Annotated in this window: 3 protein-coding genes; all 3 read left to right on the top strand. The window is 58.3% G+C overall.

Annotated elements, in window-relative coordinates:
* Window positions 1-79: 79 nt before the first annotated feature.
* Window positions 80-454, top strand: coding sequence for a transposase (locus C5F46_RS16050; protein ID WP_201161462.1), 375 nt, complete (start codon window positions 80-82; stop codon window positions 452-454).
* Window positions 451-795 carry an IS66 family insertion sequence element accessory protein TnpB gene (gene tnpB, locus C5F46_RS16055; protein WP_107326296.1) on the top strand — a complete coding sequence of 115 codons (345 nt, stop codon included), beginning with the start codon at window positions 451-453 and terminating at the stop codon, window positions 793-795. The genes C5F46_RS16050 and tnpB overlap by 4 nt, the downstream gene beginning before the upstream one ends.
* A gap of 85 nt (window positions 796-880) precedes the next feature.
* Window positions 881-1,565: IS66 family transposase (locus tag C5F46_RS16060; protein ID WP_146160261.1), on the top strand; the 685-nt coding region annotated here is incomplete at its 3' end.

The following is a 1,565-nucleotide window of genomic DNA, read 5'->3' on the forward strand; positions in this document are numbered from 1 at the left end:
CGACAAGGCAGCCCCGTGGGTTAAAGGGCTGCCTATCCCGAGTTAGGTTTGCTGGGTTCACACCAGCTCCGGGGGTTCTATGTCTACGACCAGCTCTACGCCTATGCCTACGCATGGTAGCTTTCAGTTGATTGAAGCTGTCGTCGAACGTCTCGACGGTGCGCCGGTCGGAGAGCGCCGTCGTTGGTCGGATGAGTTTAAGGCGCAGGCTGTCGCTGCGGCGATGGCTCCAGATGTCAATGTTTCGGCTCTGGCCCGACGACTGGGGATTTCGCCCGCACAACTGTTTGGTTGGCGCAGGGCTTTTCGAAAAACCCAGGATGAGGCGCAATCGGCGCACCCTTCATCGCAGACACTGACGGAGATCGTGATCGGGGATGCCATCATTCGTGTTGGGCAAGATATCGGAGAAGCCAATCTGCATCGGATTATTCGTGCGGTTCGCACAGCATGATCCCGTCCGGCGTGAAGGTTTTTCTGGCCAGCCATCCTGTCGACTTCCGCAAAGGTCCGGATAGCCTGCTTGCTCTGGTTCGTGATGCGGGAAGCGATCCGTTTAGTGGGGCACTTTATGTGTTCCGCGCAAAACGTGCGGATCGGATCAAAATTGTCTGGTGGGATGGTAGCGGCGTCTGCCTTTATGCAAAGCGTCTGGAAAAGGCGGGGTTTTGCTGGCCGCGGATCGGCCATGTTCGGGTTCAGATGAACACCGTCCAGCTGATGGCGCTGGTGGATGGCCTGGACTGGAAACGAGTGCGGCCGGTTGCCATTCGTCGCCCTGAAACCGTTGGCTAAATCAGCTCCCACGAAGTGTATTATTTGCGATGAACGGCCAAAAAAAACGAGCAAAACAAGGGGAAACGTGCTTTAATCGGAGCTGATGAACAGCAGTGAACTCCCCCTTCCTGACGACATGGATCAGTTGAAATCCATGGTGCGCGCCATGGCTGCGAAAGCGTCCCGTGCGGACGTTCTGGAGCGTGAGATCGAGAGTCTCAAAGCCCGCAATGCAGATGCGGACGAGCGGATCAAGTGCCTGATGCAGATCTTGAAGGCTTACGATCGGGCGCGGTTCGGACGACGATCCGAGAAGCTTGGTTCTGCTGCGGCAGATGGCGAGGATGCACAGCAGGCTTTCCTCTTCGAGGAGATCGAGACGGGTATCTCGGCGCTACGGGCGCAGGTCGGCAAGGGTCAGGCTTCACAGGAAAAGCGGGCGCCCCGGCCCCGCAAAGGCTTCCCGCCACATCTCGAGCGCATCGAAGTGGTCATCGAGCCCGACGACCTGCCGGAACACGCTGGCAAACAGAAGGTGCTGATCGGCGAAGATGTGGCCGAACGGCTGGATGTGATACCGGCGAAGTTCCGGGTCATCATTACACGACGCCCGAAATACGCCTTCAAAGGTTGGGACGGCGTCATTCAGGCTTTGGCCCCGTCCCATATCATCGAGAGTGGCCTGCCGACCGAAGCGTTGTTGGCACAGATCGCGGTCTCGAAATACGCCGACGGCCTGCCGCTCTACAGGCAGGAGGGTATCTATGCCCGTGATGGCGTGGACGTTG

Source organism: Phaeovulum veldkampii DSM 11550, assembly GCF_003034995.1.
Classification (GTDB): Bacteria; Pseudomonadota; Alphaproteobacteria; order Rhodobacterales; family Rhodobacteraceae; genus Phaeovulum; species Phaeovulum veldkampii.

Coding starts and splice junctions, on each gene's coding strand:
- C5F46_RS16050 (WP_201161462.1), top strand. CDS start 80: ATGTCTACGACCAGCTCTACGCCTATGCCTACGCATGGTAGCTTTCAG.
- tnpB (WP_107326296.1), top strand. CDS start 451: ATGATCCCGTCCGGCGTGAAGGTTTTTCTGGCCAGCCATCCTGTCGAC.